At 50.3% G+C, this 3480-nt stretch carries 1 protein-coding gene; it reads left to right on the top strand.

Annotated elements, in window-relative coordinates; translation table 11 throughout:
- On the top strand, positions 1-3480 hold a 3480-nt coding region (locus tag HB364_RS32820; protein ID WP_167292696.1), incomplete at both ends, for an HYR-like domain-containing protein.

Raw genomic sequence — 3480 nt, 5'->3', positions numbered from 1 at the left:
GTCCCTGCCGATGCGACGGTTCAATGTGGAAGTATACCAACCCCTGCTACAGTGGTTGCCACTGACAATTGTGACCCGACTGTATCAGTGACCTTTAATGAGACAACTACCGTAGTAGATGGCTGCGGTACGATCACCAGAACATGGACTGCGACTGACGCGTGTGGTAATACGGTAACTGCGACACAGACTTTGACAGTAACAGACAATACCCCACCGGTATTAACCGGCGTTCCTGCAGATGCTACAGTTCAGTGTAGTGCTATCCCAGCAGCGGCAACAGTCACTGCCACAGATAATTGCGACCCGACTGTACCGGTAACTTTTGCTGAGACTATTACTGTTGTTGATGGTTGCGGAACCATTACCCGCACCTGGACAGCGACTGATACGTGTGGCAATACGGTGACTGCAACACAGACTTTGACAGTAACAGATAATACCCCGCCGGTATTAACCGGTGTTCCTGCCGATGCGACTGTTCAATGTGAAAGTATACCAACCGCTGCTACAGTTACAGCGACAGATAATTGTGATCCTACAGTTCCTGTGACCTTTAATGAAATAGTTAGTGTTACCGATGGTTGTGGAACCATTATCCGCACCTGGACAGCGACTGATGCGTGTGGCAATACGGCGACTGCGACACAAACGCTGACGGTAGTTGATAATACTCCGCCGGTATTATCTGGTGTACCCGCTGATGCAACGGTTCAATGTGGCAATATACCATCCGCTGCTATAGTTACAGCGACAGATAATTGCGACCCGACTGTGGCAGTTACAATGACCGAGACCAGCACCGTAGCAGATGGTTGTGGTACGATCACCCGCACCTGGACAGCCACTGATGCCTGCGGCAATATGGTGACTGCAACTCAGACTTTAACTGTTGTTGATAATACACCTCCGGTATTAATCGGCGTTCCGGCTGATGCTACTGTTCAGTGTGGTGCTATCCCAACTGCCGCTACAGTGACTGCCACAGATAATTGCGATCCCACTGTGACGGTTACAATGACCGAGACCAGTACCGTTGTTGATGGTTGCGGAACCATTACCCGCACTTGGACAGCGACCGATGCCTGCGGTAATACCGTGACTGCCACACAAACGCTGACTGTACAAGATAATACACCACCTGTATTAACGGGCGTTCCTGCAGATGCGACAGTGCAATGTGGAAGTATACCAACCCCTGCTACAGTGGTTGCCACTGACAATTGTGACCCGACGGTACCGGTAACTTTTGCAGAGACCAGCACTGTTGTAGACGGTTGTGGTACTATTGCCCGAACCTGGACAGCTACGGATGCCTGCGGCAACACGGTAACTGCCACACAAACGCTGACTGTACAAGACAATACACAACCGGTATTAACGAGTGTTCCGGCAGATGCGACAGTGCAATGCGGTACTATCCCTGCAGCAGCAACTGTGACTGCAACAGACAATTGCGACCCAACAGTGACGGTCACAATGACCGAGATCAGCACCGTAACCGATGGTTGTGGTACTATCACCAGGACATGGACAGCTACGGATGCCTGCGGCAATACGGTTACTGCCACACAAACCCTGACTGTAACTGATAATACACCACCAGTGCTCACTGGCGTTCCTGCCGATGCCACGGTACAATGTGGTAGTATACCAGCCGCTGCTACAGTGACAGCCACAGATAATTGTGATCCGACAGTTCCTGTATCCTTTAATGAAGTAATCAATGTAACTGAAGGCTGTGGTACAATCACCAGAACCTGGACCGCCACCGATGCTTGTGGCAATACGGTGACTGCAACACAAACATTAACTGTTGTTGATAATACTCCCCCAGTACTTACCGGAGTTCCTGCTGATGCAACGGTTCAATGCGGTGCAATCCCAACCCCTGCTACCGTGACAGCCACAGACAATTGTGATCCTACTGTACCAGTGACCTTTAGTGAAGTAATTAGTGTAACCGATGGTTGCGGCACGATCACCAGAACCTGGACTACTACGGATGCCTGCGGCAATACGGTAACTGCTACACAAACACTGACTGTACAAGACAATATACCGCCAGTACTCTCCGGTGTACCTGTCGATGCAACCGTTCAGTGTGGCGCTATTCCAACTGCCGTAACCGTAACCGCCACTGACAATTGTGATCCGACTGTGCCGGTAACCTTTAATGAAGTAAATGACGTAACCGATGGTTGCGGTACTATCACCCGCACCTGGTCGGCCACCGATGCCTGCGGCAATACAGTGACAGCAACGCAAACTTTAACTGTAACTGATAATACACCACCGGTATTAACGGGTGTACCTGCCGATGCAACGGTTCAGTGTGGTGCTATTCCTGCAGCTGCAACCGTGACAGCCACAGATAATTGTGACCCGACTGTATCTGTGACATTTGCTGAGACAAGCACTGTAGTGGAGGGTTGCGGCACCATCACCAGGACCTGGACTTCCACCGATGCATGTGGTAATACCGTAACTGCAACACAAACATTAACTGTACAAGATAATACACCGCCAGTACTTACCGGCGTTCCTGCTGATGTGACTATGCAATGTGGTGCCGTTCCTGCAGCAGCAACAGTGACGGCCACAGATAATTGTGACCCGACTGTTTCTGTAACCTTTAATGAAGTAAATAGTGTAACCGATGGTTGCGGCACCATTACCAGGACCTGGACGGCCACCGATGCTTGTGGTAATACAGTGACAGCAACACAAACATTAACGGTTGTAGATAATACTCCGCCGGTACTCTCTGGTGTACCTGCCGATGCAACCGTTCAGTGCGGCGCTGTCCCTGTTGCCTCGACAGTGACTGCCACTGATAATTGTGACCCAACAGTTCCAGTGACCTTTAATGAAGTGATTAGTGTTGCCGATGGCTGTGGAACCATCACAAGAACCTGGTCTGCCACTGATGCTTGTGGTAATACGGTGACTGCAATACAAACCTTAACTGTTGTTGATAATACTCCCCCAGTACTTACCGGAGTTCCTGCTGATGCAACGGTTCAATGCGGTGCAATCCCAACCCCTGCGACAGTAACAGCCACAGATAACTGTGACCCGACTGTCCCTGTAACCTTTGCTGAGACTACTACCGTTGTTGATGGTTGCGGAACCATTACCAGAACATGGACTACTACTGACGCCTGTGGCAATACAGTGACTGCAACTCAAATATTAACAGTTGTTGACAATACGCCGCCAGCGCTCACCGGCGTTCCCGCCGATGCCACGATTCAATGTGGTAGTATACCAACCGCCGCAACCGTAACCACCACCGATAATTGTGATCCAACAGTACCAGTAACCTTTAATGAAGTAATTAGTGTAACCGATGGTTGCGGCACCATCACTAGAACATGGACAGCGACAGATGCCTGTGGTAACACGGTGACTGCAACGCAGACACTGACTGTACAAGATAACACACCGCCAGTACTCTCCGGCGTACCTGCTGATGCG

The sequence above is a fragment of the Paraflavitalea devenefica genome, assembly GCF_011759375.1.
GTDB classification, from domain to species: domain Bacteria; phylum Bacteroidota; class Bacteroidia; order Chitinophagales; family Chitinophagaceae; genus Paraflavitalea; species Paraflavitalea devenefica.
This window is presented reverse-complemented; position numbering and strand designations above follow the sequence as displayed.